The 20,249-nt window shown below is 62.5% G+C and carries 21 protein-coding genes; 3 read left to right on the forward strand and 18 right to left on the reverse strand.

Annotated elements, in window-relative coordinates; genetic code table 11:
- Positions 1-17 precede the first annotated feature (17 nt).
- From IB279_RS29600 to IB279_RS29615, 4 genes are read right to left on the reverse strand one after another with little or no spacing between them, the layout of a single operon-like run.
- Positions 18-308 carry a MurR/RpiR family transcriptional regulator gene (locus IB279_RS29600; protein WP_049810991.1) on the reverse strand — a complete coding sequence of 97 codons (291 nt, stop codon included), beginning with the start codon at positions 306-308 and terminating at the stop codon, positions 18-20.
- A gap of 2 nt (positions 309-310) precedes the next feature.
- Positions 311-2,011 (reverse strand): metallophosphoesterase, encoded by a 1,701-nt coding sequence (locus tag IB279_RS29605; protein WP_113188237.1) that lies wholly within the window; start codon positions 2,009-2,011, stop codon positions 311-313.
- Complete coding sequence (locus IB279_RS29610) at positions 2,004-2,624, reverse strand: dual specificity protein phosphatase (protein ID WP_060603780.1); 621 nt, start codon at positions 2,622-2,624, stop codon at positions 2,004-2,006. The genes IB279_RS29605 and IB279_RS29610 overlap by 8 nt, the downstream gene beginning before the upstream one ends.
- Before the next feature lie 56 nt (positions 2,625-2,680).
- Positions 2,681-3,520 carry an inositol monophosphatase gene (locus tag IB279_RS29615; protein WP_060517904.1) on the reverse strand — a complete coding sequence of 280 codons (840 nt, stop codon included), beginning with the start codon at positions 3,518-3,520 and terminating at the stop codon, positions 2,681-2,683.
- 202 nt (positions 3,521-3,722) lie between these two features.
- Between IB279_RS29615 and IB279_RS29620 the strand changes: the two genes are divergently transcribed.
- The 3 genes from IB279_RS29620 to IB279_RS29630 all read left to right on the forward strand — a co-directional run bounded on the left by IB279_RS29620 (position 3,723) and on the right by IB279_RS29630 (position 7,859).
- Positions 3,723-5,036, forward strand: a complete 1,314-nt coding sequence (locus IB279_RS29620; RefSeq protein WP_060603774.1) for an MFS transporter — start codon at positions 3,723-3,725, stop codon at positions 5,034-5,036.
- A 639-nt stretch (positions 5,037-5,675) separates the two neighbouring features.
- Entirely contained in the window at positions 5,676-7,259 is a 1,584-nt protein-coding gene (locus IB279_RS29625; protein WP_192340398.1) for a Na+/H+ antiporter, read from the forward strand.
- 93 nt (positions 7,260-7,352) lie between these two features.
- Positions 7,353-7,859, forward strand: a complete 507-nt coding sequence (locus IB279_RS29630) for an NUDIX hydrolase (protein ID WP_060517910.1) — start codon at positions 7,353-7,355, stop codon at positions 7,857-7,859.
- A gap of 19 nt (positions 7,860-7,878) precedes the next feature.
- On the opposite strand, the gene IB279_RS29635 is transcribed toward IB279_RS29630, so the two are convergent.
- The 14 genes from IB279_RS29635 to IB279_RS29700 all read right to left on the reverse strand — a co-directional run bounded on the left by IB279_RS29635 (position 7,879) and on the right by IB279_RS29700 (position 20,204).
- Positions 7,879-8,127: a WGR domain-containing protein gene (locus tag IB279_RS29635; RefSeq protein WP_309142325.1), complete on the reverse strand. Its 249-nt coding sequence runs from the start codon at positions 8,125-8,127 to the stop codon at positions 7,879-7,881.
- Between the two features lie 165 nt (positions 8,128-8,292).
- Positions 8,293-9,606, reverse strand: a complete 1,314-nt coding sequence (locus IB279_RS29640; RefSeq protein WP_060603769.1) for a TRAP transporter large permease — start codon at positions 9,604-9,606, stop codon at positions 8,293-8,295.
- On the reverse strand, positions 9,603-10,115 hold the full coding sequence (locus IB279_RS29645) for a TRAP transporter small permease (RefSeq protein WP_060518088.1): 513 nt from the start codon (positions 10,113-10,115) through the stop codon (positions 9,603-9,605). Before IB279_RS29645 ends, IB279_RS29640 begins: the two co-directional genes overlap by 4 nt.
- A 136-nt stretch (positions 10,116-10,251) precedes the next feature.
- The gene (locus tag IB279_RS29650) at positions 10,252-11,229 is read right to left on the reverse strand and encodes a C4-dicarboxylate TRAP transporter substrate-binding protein (RefSeq protein ID WP_060517914.1); all 978 of its coding nucleotides are present in this window, start codon (positions 11,227-11,229) and stop codon (positions 10,252-10,254) included.
- 195 nt (positions 11,230-11,424) lie between these two features.
- The gene (locus IB279_RS29655; RefSeq protein ID WP_113188235.1) at positions 11,425-12,702 is read right to left on the reverse strand and encodes an L-fuconate dehydratase; all 1,278 of its coding nucleotides are present in this window, start codon (positions 12,700-12,702) and stop codon (positions 11,425-11,427) included.
- Between the two features lie 19 nt (positions 12,703-12,721).
- Positions 12,722-13,567: a fumarylacetoacetate hydrolase family protein gene (locus IB279_RS29660; RefSeq protein ID WP_192340402.1), complete on the reverse strand. Its 846-nt coding sequence runs from the start codon at positions 13,565-13,567 to the stop codon at positions 12,722-12,724.
- Positions 13,568-13,592: 25 nt separating this feature from the next.
- Positions 13,593-14,327 (reverse strand): SDR family oxidoreductase, encoded by a 735-nt coding sequence (locus tag IB279_RS29665; protein WP_060517918.1) that lies wholly within the window; start codon positions 14,325-14,327, stop codon positions 13,593-13,595.
- 10 nt (positions 14,328-14,337) lie between these two features.
- Positions 14,338-14,784: a MaoC/PaaZ C-terminal domain-containing protein gene (locus IB279_RS29670; RefSeq protein ID WP_060517920.1), complete on the reverse strand. Its 447-nt coding sequence runs from the start codon at positions 14,782-14,784 to the stop codon at positions 14,338-14,340.
- A gap of 1 nt (position 14,785) precedes the next feature.
- On the reverse strand, positions 14,786-15,865 hold the full coding sequence (locus tag IB279_RS29675; RefSeq protein ID WP_089045105.1) for a Gfo/Idh/MocA family protein: 1,080 nt from the start codon (positions 15,863-15,865) through the stop codon (positions 14,786-14,788).
- The gene (locus IB279_RS29680; protein WP_034796424.1) at positions 15,858-16,208 is read right to left on the reverse strand and encodes an L-rhamnose mutarotase; all 351 of its coding nucleotides are present in this window, start codon (positions 16,206-16,208) and stop codon (positions 15,858-15,860) included. The genes IB279_RS29675 and IB279_RS29680 overlap by 8 nt, the downstream gene beginning before the upstream one ends.
- Before the next feature lie 15 nt (positions 16,209-16,223).
- Positions 16,224-17,336 carry a mandelate racemase/muconate lactonizing enzyme family protein gene (locus IB279_RS29685; RefSeq protein ID WP_060580716.1) on the reverse strand — a complete coding sequence of 371 codons (1,113 nt, stop codon included), beginning with the start codon at positions 17,334-17,336 and terminating at the stop codon, positions 16,224-16,226.
- A gap of 1 nt (position 17,337) precedes the next feature.
- Positions 17,338-18,435 (reverse strand): ABC transporter ATP-binding protein, encoded by a 1,098-nt coding sequence (locus IB279_RS29690; RefSeq protein WP_192340404.1) that lies wholly within the window; start codon positions 18,433-18,435, stop codon positions 17,338-17,340.
- Positions 18,436-18,441: 6 nt separating this feature from the next.
- A complete protein-coding gene (locus IB279_RS29695) occupies positions 18,442-19,308 on the reverse strand; it encodes a carbohydrate ABC transporter permease (RefSeq protein WP_034796430.1) in 867 nt (288 codons plus the stop codon).
- Positions 19,308-20,204, reverse strand: a complete 897-nt coding sequence (locus IB279_RS29700; protein WP_034796432.1) for a carbohydrate ABC transporter permease — start codon at positions 20,202-20,204, stop codon at positions 19,308-19,310. Before IB279_RS29700 ends, IB279_RS29695 begins: the two co-directional genes overlap by 1 nt.
- Positions 20,205-20,249: the final 45 nt, after the last annotated feature.

The following is a 20,249-nucleotide window of genomic DNA, read 5'->3' on the forward strand; positions in this document are numbered from 1 at the left end:
GGCCCCCTCCCCAATGCTTATTGCCGGCCGCGCAGCAACTCCGCTCGAAAGAGTTGCTGAAAGGATGCATAGGTCTCAAAGCCGAGGTCGCTGACGAGCCGCATGACTGTCGTCGTCGAGACACCGCTGCGCACGGCCACTTCCCGTGCGCTCGCAAAGGCGACGTCGTACGGATGGGCAAGCACGAACTTGGCCACTTCCAGGCGCCCACCCTTCAGATGACGTCGGCCCAGACGGCAAGATTCCCGCAACTCGATGAAAGTCGCCGGCGGCGCGGAGGAAGAGGCCGTGGAGAGCAACTGGTCCATGGTCAGGCAGCCTCTTCCGTGTCGGAGGTGCTCTCGATGCGGATGTGCAGGCTTCCCGCTTCGGCACGATCGAGGAAGGCGTCGAAGGCCCCGAAGAAGATCGCTAGGAAGCCTGATGTCGATCCGTCCCAGCCGGTCCCGGGCGGACGGCCGACGTGTTTGGCGAGCAGGCGATAAAGCGCGCGGCGCCGCTCAGGTATCTTGTCAAGCGCAAGGACGCCGGCCTGGCGCAGGCAATACCAATCGGCGATCACCTCGATCATGTCGAGGCTGGCGGCGCCCTCAGAGATGGCGATCGCTCCTTGCCCGGAAGCGCTCGTCATGGCGCCGGCGTCGAGCATCAACTTGCAGACCGCAGCGATCGATAGCCCGGATATTTCGTTGACGACATCTCCGGGCCATTCCTTCGGAAAATAGCGATGCTGGACCAGGGCACGCTTGTGTGCCTTCAGGAAGGAACCGTAATCCGCCGCGGCAAAGGCTGGGTCCGGATATTCGCCGGCTCGCGCCGCTTCGCGACGGTAGGCGCGCAGCACGCGTGGATCGACGGCCATCGCGGACAGTTCGACGGTTTCGATGGACGACGCCGATTGAGACGGTTCGACGATCTTGAAGGCCGGCGGAAAGGCCACGAGCGACGGCACGGCGACATTGATCAGCGAGCGGCAGCCGCGCGCGCGGCGCGTAACGCCTTCGACATGCAGGTGCCCGCTAAAATGCAGCGTCATGCCGGCGGTCATCAGTGCATCTGCGACCGCCTGCTGTGGTGTCCTGCGGGCAATATTGGTCTCGCCGAAGAGAACGCTTTCGGCTCCCGTTGCGCCATCGAAGGGATCGAGCACCGGATAATGCGAGAATGCGAGCAGCGTTTTTCCGAGTTTCGTTGCGCGCGCGGACACGTCCGCAATCCAGTCGACGATGAACGGTTTCAGCCTGATAAGCGCGTTCCAGCCCGCGCCGGTGCTGTCGACGAAAGCGGCTTCATCGCCCTCCTCAAACAGGCCGTCGCGTGGTTCGAAGACGTTGGCGTCGATCACCAGCAGCCAGAGACCCGGCTCGGGCTCGACCAGATAGGAGGCATCCATCAGCCGGTAGCCATTCCGGCCGTCCGGAGACGAGACCGGGTAGAGCCGATCCTCGACGCGGTCAGACGCCCCGAACGGGGTTTCCCAATGAAGATAGTCCGGCCGTCGGAAGTATCCATGGGTAGCCACAGGGGCAAGGCCCGTCGGATATCCCTCGCAATACATGCGCGGCGTTGTGTGGCTGCCGGGGGCTGCCTTTCCTACGTCGCTCGTGACGAGGACCCTCACGTCGTTCCGATCAAGAAATTGTTTGGTGTGGTGTCGCCCCTTGGGCCCGAAGACGTCGTGGTTGCCCGGAAGCGCATAAAAGCGCGTGCCATGGGTGCTCTCGTGCCCATCAAGAATGGTGCGCAGGCGCGCCGTTGTCTGTCTTTGCCCGTCGTCCGTGTAATCGCCCAAAAGGACGACGTGACGGATGCCGCGGCGCGCGACCTCCGCCAAGGCTTCGTCCAGCGCCTTGGCACTTTCGTTGAAGACGCGGGTGGATTCGCGCGTGTCGGTCCAGCTTCTGACGGCCAGTTTTTCGCCGTCGATCTCTATCCGCGGGAACTCGAAATCGCCTTCAAGATCATGGAAATGGGCGTCGGCGATGATGGCGATCCGAGGCAAATCAGACATCGGCCTTCACCTCCAGACGGGAGGCCTCGACGAGGTCGATCCAGACCGAAGCGCGGCGCGCTGCCTCATAGAGCATGGGCTTCGGCGTCTCGAACCATTCGTCCGGCCGCAGTTCGCGATGCTCGCGGATGTGGGCGACGGCCGCGTCGAGTGTGGGAAACAGATGCGGCTGCTGCTTGTGCAGGAACAGCGCCACCAGCGACACCGAGCGGCTGCGTCCGCCGCGGCAATTGACGAGGATGTTGCCGCCATCGGCGAAGGGGTAGGTTGCGCGCTTCGGCATCGTCTGGCGTAGCGCACCGTCGAGAATGTAGTAGGCACCGAGCATCATCGTGTCGGGGCTGCCATCACCGTCGATCATGCCGAGCTTGTAATAGCGGACGGCCGCATAGCCGCTTGCACAAAGGTCATCATTGATGCTGACTTCTTCTTCGCGCACGAGGTTGATGTCCAGGTTGATCGCGCAATTGACGACAATGGAGATCCCGTGACGCTTGAGCAGGTCCAGGTCACGCGCGCCGTCACTGCCGCCGATATAGAGATCGGCGCTGTGGGGCCCGAGTTCTCTGGCGATCAGACTGATAGCGGGCCGGGTGTAGACCGGTGCGTCCATTGGATTTCCCCTTGTGTATGCGAACGGGTGGCATGCGTGTTCAGGCTACCGCGGTTTCAGGCCAGCTGGAGCCTGGCGGCTTGCTCCCTTTTTTGGACCGGGATGCCTGAAGCCACACTTACGCCGCCGGCAATCGCCGGCGTCGATGCGAGCACCGGCCCGCCGTCGAGCAGGCTGCCTATTTCCATGAAGGGACACACGGCGCCGCCCGCCTCGGCAACGAGCAACAGTCCGGCAAGGCAATCCCACGAGTTCATGTGCAGCTCGACATAGGCGTCCGAGCGCCCATCGGCGACATAAGCGAGCGCAAGTGCCCCCGAAGCGCCGCGCCGCACATTGGCGCCCTTCTCCAGCATCTGCCGCATCGTCTCCAGATAGGTCTCGTCCGGCACCCGCCGCGACCAGCCCATTTCGACCGACGCGGCATCGAAGGTCGCCGTCGACGAGACCGTGATGACCTTGCCGTTGAGCGTTGCACCTTCTCCCCGGCGGCAGAAATAAAGTTCGTCGTGGGCCGGATTGTAGATTGCGCCGATCTCTGCGCGTCCGTGTTCGACATAGGTTATGGAGATGCAGAAGTGCGGGATTCCGCGCGCGAAGTTTGCCGTGCCGTCGACGGGATCGACGACCCAGACGCGATCGGCAACGGTCCCGCCGCCCTCCTCGCCCAGGAACGCATCGGCCGGAAAATGGGTGGCAATTGCGTCGCGAATATGGGCCTCGGAGGCCGCATCGGTTTCCGTCAGAAAATCCTGCGGGCCCTTTAGGGAAAAGCCACGCTCGGCACTTGCCTTGAAGCCGTCGAGCACCAGAGCGCCGGCAGAGCGAATGACATCCCGACACAACAGGGCCCGCCCCGAAAGGTCGTTCGAATAGCGCGGCTTGTGATCGTTCATCGGCGAAACTCCATTGCACACGCGTGCATATTTGCACGCGTGTGCATGTCGCGCAAGTCGAAATTGCCGGTCCGTGCCAGGTGCCTGGAAGATTGGTCGATCGTCGCGGCCGCACTCAGCCGGACATCTGCGGCATTTCTGCAATATCCAAGCAGGCGCGGTCGACGTAGTGTCCACACGTCGAATCTCAAGGCAGGGTCGAATGACGACGATCACGATACAGGAAGCGCTCGACCGGGCGGGCACGGGCCCCTATCAGCGGCGCCTGATGGGCATATTTGGCCTGGTTTGGACGGCCGATGCCATGCAGGTGCTCGCCGTCGGGTTCACCGCCGCCTCCATTGCCGCAACATTCGGGCTGACGGTTCCCCAAGCGCTGCAGACGGGCACGTTGTTTTTCCTGGGCATGCTGATCGGCGCCGTCGGCTTCGGCAGGCTTGCCGATCGGATCGGCCGGCGCCGGGTCCTGATCGTAACCGTTGCCTGCGACGCGGTCTTCGGCATTCTGTCGATCTTCGCTCCGAATTTCGTGGTCCTGCTTGTCCTGCGCTTCCTCACCGGCGCTGCGGTCGGCGGCACACTTCCCGTCGATTATGCGATGATGTCGGAATTCCTGCCGGCGCGCAGCCGCGGGCGATGGCTGGTCATGCTCGAAGGCTTCTGGGCCGTGGGCACGCTGATCGTGGCACTGGCGGCATGGCTCATCGCTCTTGCCGGCCTTACGGACGGATGGCGCTACATCTTTGCCGTCACGGCCATTCCGGCAGTCATTGGCGTCGGACTACGCTTTCTCGTGCCGGAATCGCCGCTTTACCTGTTGCGCGCGGGCAAGGCGGAGGCGGCCAAGGCGATCGTCGATCGAATGCTGGCAGCCAACGCTCGACCGCAACTCGAGCCGACCGTATCGATCGCCCTGCCTGTACCGACGGCCGATCTCAGTATCTTTTCGAAGGACTTGCGTCGCCGCAGCCTTCTGATCCTTTCGGTCTGGTTCCTCGTCTCGGTCTCATACTATGGCGTCTTTACCTGGATGCCGCCGCGGCTTGCGGGAGAAGGCTTCGGCTTCGTGCGTGGCTATGGGTTCCTCGTTCTCATCGCTCTGGCGCAGATCCCGGGCTATGCGCTTGCCGCCTACGGCGTCGAGAAGTGGGGACGGCGCCCGACGCTGGTCGGTTTCTGCCTGCTCTCCGCCCTCAGTTGCCTGTTGTTCGTCGTGGCGGATGCGGCCTTGGTCGTTGCCGCTGCGCTCCTGATCATGAGCTTTGCACTGCTCGGCACATGGGGCGCACTCTATGCCTATACGCCGGAACTCTATCCGACCGCCTCGCGCGCGACCGGCATGGGGGCGGCCGGCGGCATGGCTCGGCTCGGTGGCCTGCTTGCGCCTTCGCTCATCGGATTGCTGGTGGCGAAGGGCTTCGGCCTGGCGATCGGCACCTTTGCAGGCTTGCTGCTTGTGGCGGCGATCGCCGCTGCGTTGATTGATGCGGAAACCCGTAAGGTATCGCTGACCTGATACGGTGCATTCTTTTCAGGGGCAGTAGCTCACAGTTTGGAAAACTGAACTGCGTTTCAACGCGTTAGCGCCTCCTTTCCCTGTGAACAACCTGTGGACCGGCTGCGGACAAGGCAGGAAGTCGGGTCGCCGGCTGTTCGATCGTAAAAGCGGTCGTAAAATGGCTGTGCGGTCAAGCTCACGACCGTTAGTGTAGCAACTATCTCATCGGGGCCGGCACGTGTGCCGGTCCCGATTGTCCGCCCGGACGGGGGTCCTTGGCGGCGTCCCCTCCTCCCACAGAACGCTCATTTTGGCACCGTTTGGCAGTTCCGGCCGACGACCGCGGCGCACGTCTTGCGTTTATGCATAGCTGCATTGCACAATAAATGTTTTCCAACTGATCAAAAATCAGGCATAAAGCACACAGCTGATGCACATGGCGGGTCTCCTCCCAGTCCGCCGCAGCAGCTGTTCCCCTCTGGAGGTTTTTGACCTTCACACCTTTATGGGCCGCGGTCTTCCGCTGGCCCTTTTTTCTTTTCTGCGATCCTTCACCTTCGGCAAGGCTCCACGCCACTGTTGCTGCACGCGCAATTGCGTTTCGAAAAAACGTGTTCTGTAATGGGCCGCGTCGTTGAGCGATGGAGGCGGAGACCGGTGGAGCCGATACATCTGTTCGAACTGGTGATCGGCATGTTTGTCGCGATCATCGCGCTGCACTACGTCGCGCATCGGCTCGGCCTGCCGCCGTCGGTGGCGCTTCTTAGCGGTGGCGCGATGCTCGCCTTCATGCCGGGGCTGCCGGCCATCGCGGTCGACCCGGAGCTGGTGCTCGTCATCTTCTTGCCGCCGCTGCTCCTCGACGGCGCCTGGACGATCGCGGTCGGCCGCCTGCGCCGTCACCTGATCGGCATCGCCTCGCTTGCGATCGGCGCAGTGTTTTTTACCGCAGCCGTCGTTGCCGTCGTGACGCACTTCATCTTCCCGTCCCTGCCTTGGGCCGCATGCGCCGCACTCGGGGCGATCGTCTCGCCGCCCGACGCCGTCTCGGCACGGGCCGTGCTGCAGCGCGTGCAGTTGCCGCGACGGCTGCAGATCCTGCTCGAAGGCGAAAGCCTGCTCAACGACGCAAGCGGACTGGTATTGTTCCGCTTCGCGATCGCCGCCGGCGTCACCGGGGCTTTCAGCGCCGGCGAGGCAGTCGGCAACTTCTTCCTGCTGGCGATCGGCGGTGCCCTTGTCGGCCTCGCCATCGGTACGGCGTGGGTGCTGCTTGCCCGCCGCCTCGGAGATGAGTACCTGATCATCGCCGCGACGGCCCTTTTGTCCTGGACGTCCTACCTGCTCGGCGAGTTCCTGCATGTTTCCGGCGTGATCGCGACAGTTACCACCGGCCTCGTCGCCAGTTGGCACCAGCACACCGTGCTCTCGGCCGCCACCCGTATGCGCGGCTCCGCCTTCTGGACCGTCATCGTCTTCCTGATGGAGGCCGCGGTTTTCATCCTGATCGGCCTGTCGCTTCGCGGCGTGGTCGAGCGCGGCGGCGGGTTCGAGACCGTTGCAGCGACCTTGGAATGGCCGATCCTCATGGTGCTCTTCGCGCTCACCGTCGCCCGCTTCTTCTGGGTGTTCGGTTCCGACTTCGCAATCTGGCTTGGCAACAGGCTGGGGCTCAAGCGCTACACGCCGGTCGGCGCGCGTGGTGCGACCGTGCTTTCCTGGGCCGGCGTTCGCGGCGTGGTAACCCTCGCGCTTGCGCTGAGCGTGCCCGAAGGCTTCCCTGGCCGGGACTTCATCCTGGTAACCTCCTTTGCCGTGATCCTTGGAACGGTGCTGATCCAGGGAACGACGCTCGGGCGGGTGATCGCCTGGGCGCGGCTCGTCGAGCCTTCGTCTGAAAAGGCACCCCTCACCCTAAGCCAGGCCGAGGCGGCGATGGCCCAGGCGCAGCTCATCACCATTCAAAGCCGCGCCTATGACGCGGCGGGCAATCTCATCCATCCGCAATTGCTGGACCGCTATCAGCGCCGAGCGGTTTCGATCGTCGACTATGCCGCGCGCACGGAGCATTACACGCCGATCCTCCACGCCCATTTCGACGTCGTGCTCGAAGCGGTCGCGACCGGGCGGCGCGAACTCATCCGGCTTCATCGCGCCGGCGAAATCGACGATGAAACGCTGCATGAACTGGAGCGCGATCTCGACCTTGAGGAATTGAGCGCAATATCTGCCAAGGCGTGAGCCTCTTGCCGGAACGTTTCTTTCCATTTTCTCCTTTGACATGAGGGGCGGATGTCCTAGATGTCCGCAAATTGGCGCCAAGTATCGAGGAGCTTGAGAGCGATCAAGAAGTCAAAGGCGCCGAAACCACCAAAACCGAAGACGCTGTTGCAGAAGCTGGCTGCCTCGCCCGAGAAACTGTTTTCGGGTTCATTTCGCCAGCAATGTGCAGCACTTTGCTATCGTTACGTGCCTGACGGCGCGATCGAGATCCTTGTGGTGACGTCGCGCGACAGCGGCCGCTGGCTCATTCCAAAAGGCTGGCCGATGAAACAGAAGGAACCGCACGAGGCCGCGGCGATCGAAGCCTTGCAGGAGGCCGGTGTTCGCGGGAAAGTTCGCAAGAAGCCGATTGGCAGCTACACCTACTTAAAGGTGCTCGATGACGGCGACGTGGTGCCCTGTATCGTTGACATCTTCCAGATCGAAGTCACCAAGCTGGCGGAAAAATACAAGGAGAAAGGCGAGCGTTTGGTCGCCTGGGTCAGCCCCGATGAAGCGGCGCGGCGCGTCCGCGAAATCGAGCTCAAATCGCTTCTGGTCGACTTCAAGCCGCGGTGAAGTCGCGCACCTTTCCGGATCACATCCTCGGACGATAGCCGCGCTGACGTTTGCTACGCGTTAGCTCGAGGAAGAGTTTGACCGCCTCCTCCTTCCGCGCGAAGTGGTGCACCATCATCTGGCCGTGACTTCCGATCCGTCCCCAGCGCCGCGTCAGGCACGCCTCGCCCAATAGGGACATGGAGATCTGCATGGAGTAGTAGCGCGCCATGTTTCTGGCCGCGTCCCTTCGCTCGACATAGATCTGGTAGGGCTGAACGATCGTCATGCGCGAAGATTCGGCGATCGGCGCGCATAGGTCCAACGAGAGTTTTGAATCGATCCGGGGTGATCGATTCATTTTCGTGATCTGTCGCAACGGTGGGTCGGAGCGACGTGCCAGGGCTTAGTCCGGCGCCCAAGTCAAAGGCCGCCGGAGCCGCTCTGGATCGCGCTACTGAACCGCCGCGGTTCCGTAGACGAGGTTCGGCAACCACAGCGAGAGCTGCGGAAACATGCTGAGCATCACCAGCAGCACCATCATCATTGCGAGATAAGGCAGGACCTCCCGCGCATAGGCCATCATCGGTACCTTCAACACCATCGACGAGATGTACATCAGGCCGCCGACCGGCGGCGTGATGCCGGCGATCGTCAGGTTGGTGATGAAGACGACGCCGAAATGCACCCGGTCGATACCGACGCCGTCGATGATCGGGATCAGCATCGGGGTGAGGATGATGAGCGCCGCCGAGCCTTCGATCGCCGTGCCGATGACGATGAGGAGAACGTTGATCAGGAGCAGCATGAGGAGCGGGTTGTCTGTCGCGTCACCTAGCCAGCCGGACATGGCCTGCGGCACCTGTTCCCAGGCGAGATAAAAGCCGAAGGAGGCGGCCGCGCAGATCATGATCATCACCACGGCGGAATCGCGCACCGCTTCTGCCAGGACCTCCGGGATTTGCCGGAAGGTGAACTCGCGGTATCCGAAGATGGCGACGAAGAGCACATAGACGACGACAACCGCCCCGGCCTCGGTGGTGGTGAAGATGCCGTAGCGCGTGCCGGCGAAGATGACGACCGGGATCGACAGCGCCCAAAGGCCGTCGATCAGCGCCCGGCTCGCCTCCGCCCTGCTGGCGCGTTCCTTGCGGAGCGGCTTGTAGCCACGCTTGCGGGCGATGAAATAGGTGGTGACCATCAGACCTGCCGCAAGCACGAGGCCGGGAACGACGCCTGCAGCAAACAGTCGGCCGATCGAGGTTTCGGCGAGGAAGCCGTAGACGATGAGACCGATCGAAGGCGGGATCAGGCTGGTAATGATCGCCGCCGACGAGGTGATGACCGCGGCGAAGGCACGGCTATAGCCCCGTTCCGACATCTCGACGCCGAGCGTCTTTGCGAGCATCGCAGCGTCGGCGTTGGCAGACGCTGTCAGGCCGCCGAGAAGCGTGCCGAGCACCGTACACATCTGCGCCAGTGCGCCGGTCATGTGGCCGACCAGCACGTCGGCGAGCGTCAGCAGGCGCCGGGTGATGCCCGATGCATTCATGATGCAGCCGGCAAGCACGAAGAGCGGCAATGCCAGCAGTGACACGGACTGGCTGCCCTCGGCCATCTCCTGTGCGAAGTTGGCAAGCGGGATCATGTCCATGTTGATGAAGAAGAAGGCAAGCGCCCCGATCGCCATCGCCCAGGTGATCGGCGTCGACAGGAGGAAGAGGACGACGACCAGCAGCGAGGGGCCGGCAAGATGAAAAAGGGTCATATCAGCGATTCCACATTGCGGTGCAGGCGAACGGTCCATGGCCTTTCGACGATCAGGTGCTGGACGAACATGCCGGCCGAAGCCAGCGCCAGCGGCCCGTAGGAAAGGCTGCGAGACAGATCCATCGCGATCGTGTGCACGTGCCGCGAAGTCCAGGCCTGCCAGCCGAAGAGAACGGTCATGACGATGAAGAATAGCGCCAGCAGCAGGTAGTTGAACCAGGCGATCGCCTGCTGCCAGCCGTTGGGTAGCGCCGCGACGAGGACATCGATCGCCGCATGCGTGCCGAGACGAACACCGGCGACGGCGCCGAAGAACACGAGGTAGGCAAAAGCCATGATCGCCAGCTCGTAGGTCCAGGCAGCCGGCTGCGGGAAGATGTAGCGGCTGACGACACCCCAGAGGATCGAAAAGACGATGACGAGAAGGGCGGCAACGCCGACCGCTTCATCGGCGCGCCGCAGGCTGAAGAGAGGAGCGGTCTCTTCCGGCGAAGGTGAGGTTTCCATGATGGCCCCAATCATTTTGAAAGGCGGAACAGGGCCGGCGCTTGGGCCGACCTGAGGTTTTCTGTCGCGGCATCCTGAACACGCCCGACGCCAGCACGACGCGGCGTCTCTATCGCCGCGTCGTGCAATTGCCTGCTTACTGCGCCATCGCCCTTTGCACCTGGTCGTACACGCCAGGCGTGATGTTTGGCACTTTCTCGTAGGCAGCGCGCGAGGCTTCGATAAAGGCCGGGATGTCGATGTCGGTGACGATCTCGACGCCGGAAGCCGCAAGCTGCTTGGCGTAGGCGTCATCCGTTTCGAGCGTCATTTCGGTCAGCTCCTTGGCGATCGTCTGGCCTTCCTCGAGCAGGATTTTCTGCAGGTCTTCCGGCAGGCCGTTGAAGAATTGGCTTGATGCCACCCAGGCGGTGAACATGATCTGGTGGCCGGTTTTGGAGATGACCTTGCGGGTTTCGTTCAGCTTGGCGCCGGCGATCGAACCGAAGGGGCCTTCGGCCGCATCGACGACGCCGGTCTGAAGCGCGTTGTAGACGTCGCCCCAGGGCAGTTCGGTCGGCCGTGCGCCATAATTGCCGAAGGTCGCCATCATGATCGGCGACGAAGGCACGCGGATGGTGACGCCGGCGAGATCGGCCGGCGAGCGAACCGGCTTGTTGGCGATGATGTGGCGATAACCGAAGAGGCCGTTCGGCATGATGATTTTGATGCCCTGCGCCTCAAGCTTGCCCGAGAGCTCCTTGTAGAGGTCCGACGCGAAGAGACGGTCGGTCGCCGCCAGATCGGGGTAGACATAGGGGCCGGCCAGAATGGAGAGATCCGGGACGAACTGGCCGAGCTGGCCATAGTCGGTGGCGCTGAGCAGACTTGCGCCGCTCATGACCATCTCGTTGACCTTCTTCTGCGCGCCGAGCTGGTCGCCGGTCATGACCGTGATGGCGATGCGACCACCCGAACGTTCGCCGACACGCTCGGCATAGGTCTTCATGGCTTTGACGATTGGCTCGTTCGGATTCACCTGCGAGGTCGAGAACCTCAGGCTGTATTCCTGCGCGTTGGCGACGGCGCAAAAGGACAGCGCAGCCACGGCTGCAGCCAGAACAAAGGTCTTCATCAATTTCCTCCTCTTCCCGGACTCCCCTCCGGAATTCACAATGAATGAATAGATCATTCATAAATGAACGCATGACGTCAAGGGCTGGGCGCCGAAATTGACCGAGGATCGGACGAAACAACAAAGCCGGAGCGGCTTTATATCGCTCCGGCTTTTGAATCTTGAAGACGTTATTCTTATATAAAACCTACTGCGTTAACCGCCGAACCTGTAGTCGGCGATCGACTGCGGCTTCATCTCGATCGAGAACCCGGGCCGCTGTGGCGGCATATAGGCGGCGTTCGCGATCACGCAGGGGTCGAGGAAGTGTTCGTGCAGATGGTCGACATATTCGATGACGCGACCATCCTTGGTGCCGGAAACCGCCAGATAGTCGATCATCGACAGATGCTGGACATATTCGCACAAGCCGACGCCACCGGCATGCGGCCAGACCGGCAGCCCGTATTTGGCGGCGACGAGCAGCACCGCCAGAACCTCGTTCAGGCCCCCCATCCGGCAACTATCGATCTGGACGATGTCGATCGCGCCCTCGGCGATGAACTGCTTGAACATGATGCGGTTCTGGCACATCTCGCCGGTTGCGACCTTCACCGGTCCGATCGCCTCACGGATCTTGCGGTGACCGGCAACGTCGTCGGGGCTGGTCGGCTCCTCGATGAAGAAGGGCTTGGCAAAAGCGAGCTGCTTGACCCAGTCGATCGCCTCGCCGACCTCCCAGACCTGGTTGGCGTCGATCATCAAGTAGCGGTCCGGGCCGATCACCTCGCGCGCGATCGTCAGTCGCCGGATGTCGTCGGCAAGGTCGCGGCCGACCTTCATCTTGATATGGTTGAAACCTTCGTCGATCGCCTCCTGGGCGAGACGCCGGAGCTTATCGTCGTCATAACCGAGCCAGCCGGCCGATGTCGTGTAGCAGGCGTAGCCTTCCTTCTCGAGCGTCGCGATGCGCTGAGCCTTGCCGGGTTCGGCCCTGCTGAGGATGGCGACCGCCTCGTCACGCGTCAGCACGTCGGTCATGTAGCGATAGTCGACGATATCGGCGATCTCTTCCGGCGACATGTCGGCGACCAGCCGCCAGACGGGCTTGCCCGCTTCCTTGGCCAAGAGATCCCAGACGGCGTTGACGACGGCGCCGGTCGCCAGATGCATCGCACCTTTCTCCGGACCGATCCAGCGCAGCTGGCTGTCGCTGGTCAGGTGCCGCCAGAACCGGCCGGGATGGGCGAGAATGTCTGATGTCTCCTGGCCGACGATCAGATGCTGCATGGCCTTGATCGCCATGCAGCAAATGTCGTTGCCGCGGCCGATGGTGAAGGTGAGACCATGGCCCGCAAGTCCCTCCCGATCGGTGTCGAGGATGACATAGGCCGCGGAATAGTCCGGGTCCGGGTTCATCGCGTCGGAACCGTCGAGGCTCTGCGAGGTCGGAAAGCGCAGGTCGAAGACGCGCAGATCAGTGATGCGGGTCATGGTCACTCCAGTCTTATGATCAATCGTCCGCGCGCACGGACTGCTTCTGGCTGCCGAGGCCCTCGACGCCGAGTTCGACGACGTCGCCGGCCTTAAGGTAACGCGGCGGCTTCATGCCCATGCCGACGCCGGGCGGCGTGCCGGTCGAGATGATGTCGCCCGGCTGCAGCGACATGAACTGCGACAGGTAGGAGACGAGGTAGGCAACGCCATAGACCATGGTCTTCGACGAGCCGTTCTGCATGGTTTCGCCGTTGACCTTCAGCCACATCGGCAGGTTCTGCGGGTCCCCCACTTCGTCCTTGGTCACCAGCCACGGGCCTGTCGGACCAAAGGTGTCGCAGGACTTGCCCTTGGTCCACTGTCCCTGGCGCTCGATCTGGAAGGCGCGTTCGGAGACGTCGTGCACGGTGCAGTAGCCGGCGACATAGTCGAGTGCTTCCGCCTCGGTGACGTACTTGGCCTTGCGGCCGATGACGACGCCGAGTTCCACTTCCCAGTCGGTCTTCTCCGAGCCGCGCGGAATGATCAGGTCGTCATTCGGGCCAACGATCGCCGACGTCGCCTTCATGAAGATGATCGGTTCGGAGGGAACCGTGGCGCCCGTCTCGGCGGCATGGTCGGAGTAGTTGAGGCCGATGCAGATGAACTTGCCGGTACCGGCCACGCAAGGGCCGAGCCGCTGGTTGCCGTCGACAGCCGGAAGGCCGGCGAGATCGAGTGCCTCGAGTTCGGCGAGTTTGTCCGGGTCGAGCGCCGCACCTGAGAAATCGGCGACGTGGCCGGAAAGATCACGCAAGGTGCCGTTCGCATCGAGGATGCCCGGCTTTTCCTGGCCCGGGAGGCCGTAACGAAGAAGTTTCATATCTCTGCTTCCTGCTTGTCTGTTGTCAGATGGTCCAGCCGCCATCGATGGCATAGGCCTGGCCGGTCGTATAGGTGGCGCCCGCGAGATGGACGGCAAGGTCGGCGATCTCTTCCGGGGTGCCGAGACGTCCCATTGGCTGGCGGGCGATAAAGGCGGCACGCGCCGTTTCATAGTCTCCCTGGGCGCGCATGCGGTCCTGCAGCGACGGGCTTTCGACCGTGCCCGGGCAAATGGCGTTGCAGCGAACGCCCTCAGACACGTAATCGGCTGCGACGGCCTTTGTGAGACCGATGACGGCAGCCTTGGTGACGCCGTAGGCAAACCGGTTGGGTACGCCCTTGATGCTGGAAGCGACCGAAGCCATGTTGATGATCGCGCCGTCCTTGCGGACAAGCATGCCCGGAAGGACCGCACGAATGGTGCGGATCATCGCCTTGACGTTGAGGTCGAGCGCGAACTCCAGATCGCTATCCTTCATCTCCAGGATCGAACCGGCATGCACGAAACCGGCGCAGTTGAAGAGGACGTCGACGGCGCCGATCTCTGCCACGAGCGCTTCGACCGCTTGCGTGTCGAGAACGTCGAGCCGGTGTGTTTCGACGTCGGCTTCCTTTGCAAGTGCCGCAAGCGCATCGGTATTGATATCGGTCGCGTGCACCTTTGCGCCTGCCTTCACAAAGGCCAAAGCCGAAGCGCGGCCGATGCCTTGAGCCGCAGCCGTAATCAGGACGACCTTGCCTTTAAGATCCGCTGTCATTCTCGATCCCTCATGCTTTGCGTTCAACGACCAGGATATGGTCGGCGGCGAGAACGACCTCGCCACGCTGGTTGATGACTTCTAACCGTTCGACGATGCGTCCCGCCTTCGGCCGCTTCGGATCGTCCTCCTTGGCGGCGATCGTCACGCGGGTACGGATCGTATCGCCGATATGAACCGGGCGCACGAAGCGCAGACGATCATAGCCGTAGGAAAACGCAACCGGATTGATCAGCGATGCCGTAAGGCCGACGCCGATCGAGAAGATCATGGTGCCGTGGGCGATGCGCTGCCCCCCCGGCAGGGTCTTGGCGAACTCCGCATCCATGTGGTGCGGAAAGAAATCGCCGGTGTGGCCGGCATGGACGACGAAATCGGTCTCGGTGATCGTCCGGCCCGTCGTCAGGCGCTCATGCCCCAACTGGTAGTCTTCGAAATGGATGATCTGTTCCGACATCTCAGCGTCCCGGAAGTGGCGCGATCGCCGTTGCCGGCGACGCACTCGATTGATAGGCGGCCTCGACGAGAGCCATTGTCTGCCAGGCGTCTTCCACCGAGCCGATCAGCTCCGGGTCTTCGCCGGAGGCGAAACGCTGCAGATTGGCCATTCGGTTGGCGAAGGCGTCGGGGAACCAGGCGCCTTCAAGCGGAACCGACACCCACTCGACAGCCCCGGTTGGCCGGATCCAGAGCTCGTCGGGCTCGCCCTTGGGATAGTCGAGGTTGACACCGAGTTTCACATAAGCAGCACCCGACGTGCCCGAGATGCGGAACTCGCAGGCCTGGAACTTACGGCCGAAATCATGGTCGTGATTGATCGAGAGCACGCAGCGCACTCGATCACCATAGTCGAGGATCGCAGCCGTCCGTGTCTGGGCAACCTCATGGTTCGGATGGCCGATCGTCTTCGCATGGACGCCCAAGGGGTTGCCGAGCAGGCCGCGCACGAGATCCAGATAATGGATCGAGTGCATGGCGATCTCGATGCGCGGCAAGCCTTTCAAGAACGGCCAAAAGCCCCAGGGGGTGGAGAGTGCAAGCCAGGCGTCGAAATCGACGACCTCGCCGAGGTATCCCTTCGCGATCGCGTCTTTCAGCGCCAGCATGATCGGCGCGAAGCGGAGCTGGAAATTGACCGCCGCCTTCAGTTTGCGCGTCCGGCAGAGCTCGAGAATGGCGGTCGCGGCTTCAAGGTCCGAGCCCATCGGCTTCTGGATGAGGGCAGCGGCGCCGATCGGAAGCTTCGCCAGGATGGCGGCATGGGCCGCCGGCGGGGTCGCCAGATCAAAGATTGCATCAGCGACCGCAAGCGCATCCTCTTCCCGTTCGAAGGCGGGAATGCGCCAGGCGCCGGCAAGCTTCGCGGCCTTCTCCCGGTCTGGATCATAAAGGCCCGCGACTGGGAAGCCGGCCTGGCGATAAGCCGGCAGATGTGCGTCGCCGACGATGCTGCCGGCGCCGAAGATCACGATCGGCCGGGGCTTTGCCGGTTTCGGCCACCACTGCCTGAGCGCGCCCGGATCGAAATTTTCAGCCATTGTGGGAGACCTTGCCGTCGTGATGGAAGACCTCTTCCATCATCGCCCACCACTCGCCTTCCTGGCGCGTCTCAAGCGGCTTCTGGCAGGGCATACAGACCGACCACCATTCCTGGTTCTTCGGATGTGCGGCCATCTTGGCCATGTCCGCCTCAAAATCAGAGCCGACATACTCCCAGTAGCCGAAGAGCAGGTTTTCCGGCTCCTTGAGGAAGATCGAGTAGTTGGTAACGTTGCACTCGGAAATCAGCGCGAGGATCTCCGGCCAGACGGCGGCGTGCAACGCCTTGTATTCGGCGACCTTGGACGCCTCCAGACCGATCACCATTCCCATTCGCTGCATGATGACCTCCCTATCCTAGCCCCGAAACTCGCGGGTAAACTCGTCGATCGAGCGGGCGCGCACGGCATCCCAATCCCAGGAAATCCCGATGCCTGGCTCGGACGGCGCCAATGCGCGACCGTTCCGGATCTCCATGCCCTTGGTCGTGAGATCATCGAGCTGCGGAATGTACTCAACATATTTGCCGTTCGGCACGGCGCAGACGAGGCTGACATGCAGCTCCATCAGGAAGTGCGGGCAGACCGGAATGTCGAAGGCTTCCGCCGCATGCGCGACTTTCAACCACGGCGTGATGCCGCCGATACGGGCAACGTCGACCTGCACGATCGAGCAGGCGCCCTTCTGCATGTATTCGCGGAAATGACGGATCGAGTACATGGATTCACCCACCGCAATCGGTGTGGGCGTCGAGCGCGTCAGCCGGATATGGCCGTCGAGATCGTCGGCCGGCAGCGGCTCCTCGATCCAGGCAAGGTCGAGCTCCTTCAGCCTGGACGCGCGGCGGATCGCCTCGTCGACGGTGAAACCCTGGTTGCAGTCGGTCATGATCTCGAAGCCGTCGCCGAGCGCCTTGCGCATTGCCGACAGGCGATCGTAATCCTCCGAGCCGTGCGGCTTGCCGATCTTCACCTTCGAACCTGAAAAGCCCTTGGCCTTGGCGGCAAGCGCGTCCTCGACCAGCGCTTCCTTTTCGATGTGCAGCCAGCCGCCCTCGGTGGTGTAGAGGGGGCAGCTTTCCTTGGCGCCGCCGGCAAGCTTCCAGAGCGGCAGCTTCTGCTTTTTGGCGCGCAGGTCCCAAAGTGCTGTGTCAACTGCCGCCAGCGCCAGCGCCGTTATCGGGCCGATCGTCGTCGCGTGGGTCGCAAATTCTAGTCTGTGCCAGATCGCCTCGATGCAATCGGCATCCTCGCCGATCAGGATCGGCACCAGGTGGTCGGAGAGAAGCCGCATCACCGACGAACCGCCCGTACCGATCGTATAGCTGTAGCCGGTGCCCGTCGCGCCATCGCTGTCGGTGATGGTGACGATCGGGGTTTCCTGGCTGACGAAGCTCTGGATCGCATCGGTCCGCTTCACCTTCGGCGGCAAGTCGACCATGCGCAGTTCAATTTTCTCGATTCTTGCCATGTCAGCCTTCCAGAGCCTTGCCGGTATCGATGTCGAAGACGTGGGCGCGCGAGAGGTCGAAGCTCATGCGCACCTTCTCGCCCGGGCCAAGCGGGCGCGGATTGAGCATGCGCGAAACCCAGTCTCGACCGTTGAACTGGATGAAGACCAGCGTTTCATTACCCAGCGGTTCGGTGATCGACACCGGTAGCTCGACCTCGTGCACGGCGGCCGGGTCGCCGGCATGCAGACCATGGCCGCTCGGATAGATGTCGTCAGGCCTCAGACCGAAGGTGACCTTCTGTCCCGGACGGAGCGCGTTCACAAACCGCGGCGGGATAGGCAGCCGCATGCCGCTTACAAAGACGAGCGTACCGTTGTCGACGATCGCCTCGTCCATGTTCATCGGCGGCGAGCCGATGAAGCCGGCCACGAACTTTGTGGCCGGGCGCTGGAACACTTCTTCCGGCGTGCCCACTTGTTCGATATAGCCGTCACGCATGATGACGATGCGGTCTGACAAGGTCATCGCCTCGACCTGGTCGTGGGTGACGTAGATCATCGTCGCCTGCATGCGGGCATGCAGCTTCTTGATCTCGGTTCGCACCTGGGTGCGCAGCTTCGCATCCAGGTTCGACAGAGGTTCGTCGAACAGGAAGACATCCGGCTGGCGCACGATCGCGCGGCCCATGGCGACGCGCTGGCGCTGGCCGCCGGAAAGCTGCGACGGGCGACGCTCCAGAAGATGGCCGAGATCGAGGATGGCAGCGGCTTCATCGACCCGCGTCTTGATATCGTCTGCCGAGCGTCCGGCGATCTTCAGCGAAAAACCCATGTTTTCGGCGACCGTCATATGCGGATAGAGCGCATAGGACTGGAAGACCATGGAGATATTGCGCGCCCGAGGCGGCAGGTCGTTGACCTTCTTTCCGCCGATTTCGATCGCGCCATCGCTGACGTCTTCGAGGCCTGCGATCATGCGCAGCGTTGTCGACTTGCCGCAGCCCGACGGGCCGACGAGCGCGATGAACTCGCGGTCCTTCACTTCGAGGTCGATGCCGTGGACGACCTCGAGCGCGCCGTAGCGCTTGACCAGTTTCCTGAGGGTGACAGGAGCCATGAACGATTATCCTTTCACCGCGCCGAAGGTGAGGCCCGAAACGAGGTGCTTCTGAATGATGAAGGTAAGGGTCAGCGCCGGGATGATCATCACGACGGCGAGCGCACACATGCCGCGCCAGTCGATGGTGAATTCGGCGGTGTAGTCGAGAAGCCCGACCGGCAAGGTCTTGGAATTGACCGAGCGGGTGATCTGCGAGGCAAGCGCATACTCGTTCCAGGACGTCAGGAACGCAAAGATGCCGGCGGATGCGATGCCGGGACCGGCAAGCGGAAACTCCACCTGCCAGAAGGCCTGCCACGGCGTGCAGCCGTCTATCTGGGCGGCCTCGGCGAGATCCTTCGGCACCTGGCGGAAGAAGCCGTCGATCAGCCAGATGGTGAAGGGCACGTTGAGCGCGACATAGGTCAGGATCAGCGAAAAATGCGTGTCGATGATCCCGGTGCGGGCGTAGAGCATGAAGAGCGGCAGCGAGAGCGCGATGCCAGGCACGGCGCGCGTCAGCATGAAGCCGAGGAAGATCGCCGACTTCGCCTTGAAACGATAGCGGGCAAAGGCGTAGCCGCCGGCCATGCCGATCGCCAGTGCAATCACCGTCGAGGTCACCGAGATGATCAGCGAATTGCGAAAATAGTCCCAGACGGGAACGCCACCCTGCCCGGCGCCCGCAAACATGGCGCGATAGGCATCGAGCGAAATGCTCTCGGGGATCCAAACCGGTGGTTTCGCCATGATTTCGACGGTCGGGCGCAGCGACGACAGCACGATCCAGAGGCCGGGAAGGCAGATCACGGCCATTGCGAGAAACAGGCCGATCAGGTGCACCGTCTTCAACAGGCGGCGGCGCAGTCGGTGCGAAGCGTTGATATCCATTACCACTCGGCTCCGATCTGCTGGCGCGCCGCGGCGAGCTTGCGGAAGAAATAGACGGTGAAGACGATCGACAGGAGGATCGCGACATAGGCCATGGCGTTGGCGAGCCCCATGCGGGCATCGGCATAGGCCGTGCGGCCGACGAGCGTCCAGAGTAGCTCCGTGCGCTTGGCCGGGCCGCCATCGGTCATGATCTTGACGATGTCATAGGCGCGCGCGACGTCGAGAGAGCGGATCGTCATGGCGATGAAGGCGAACGGCATCAGATAGGGCCAGGTGACATAGCGGAAGGTCTGCCAGGGTGTGCAGCCGTCGACATGGGCAGCCTCGACCGGATCCTTCGGCATGGCGAGCAGGCCGGCCAGAATCAGGATCGCAAAGACTGCGGTCGAGGACCAGACTTCGGCGATGATGATCGAGAGCAGTGCGAGATTGCCGTCGATCAACCAGGGAATTGCCTGATCCGTCAGTCCCAGCGACTGCAGCGCATTGTTGACGAAGCCGATATTGTCGTTGAAGAGGAACTTGAACTGGAAGCCGACGAGCACGGGCGAAAACATCATCGGAAACATCATCATGGTGCGCAGCAGGCGCTGGCCGTGGGTCGCCTTGTTGACAAGCAAAGCCAGGCCGAGACCGAGCAGCATCTCGGCGTTCAGAGCCACAGTCAGCAACAGCACGGTGCGGCCAAACGCGACCCAGAATTCGGCGTTGCCAAGTACGGTCGCGTAGTTGCGCAGGCCGACAAAGACCCACAGCGTCTCCGGTTTGGTCAAGCGGAACGGCGTGAAGCTCGAATAGAAGGAAAAAAGGAGCGGCAACACGATCACCGCCGCGAGCACGACAAAGGCCGGAAGCAGAAGCAGGGCCGGTGCTGACAATTTCTTGAGCTTCATCGGGCAGTCCTGAGGATTGCATGAAATGGCTGAGGCGGCGCCGGC

The sequence above is a fragment of the Ensifer sp. ENS06 genome (assembly GCF_014852205.1).
In the GTDB taxonomy this organism is placed as follows: Bacteria; Pseudomonadota; Alphaproteobacteria; order Rhizobiales; family Rhizobiaceae; genus Ensifer; species Ensifer adhaerens.